At 36.2% G+C, this 232-nt stretch carries 1 pseudogene; it reads right to left on the bottom strand.

What is annotated here, in order from left to right:
- A pseudogene (locus tag AOA60_RS31920) lies at positions 1-212 on the bottom strand (keto-deoxy-phosphogluconate aldolase); the annotation flags it as partial.
- Positions 213-232: the final 20 nt, after the last annotated feature.

Genomic DNA, 232 nt, shown 5'->3' on the forward strand with positions numbered 1-232 from the left:
AGTACAGTCCCTACCCCAACCACAGCTTCATCTTTTAATTCATCTGCAGCCATTTCTACTAAAGATAAAATTTTTGGTGTTTCTACTGTTAATTCAAGGGCTGTCACTCCTCCAGCACTTAAAGCTTTCGCAGTAGGAATAATATTATCTTTATTAGCACCACGAATAACTGCCACGATACCACTATCTTTTATTTGATCTATTAAGTTCATATTCTTTCCTCCATCCTTAT

This window comes from Pseudomonas sp. 2822-17, assembly GCF_002742485.1.
In the GTDB taxonomy this organism is placed as follows: Bacteria; Pseudomonadota; Gammaproteobacteria; order Pseudomonadales; family Pseudomonadaceae; genus Aquipseudomonas; species Aquipseudomonas cyclaminis.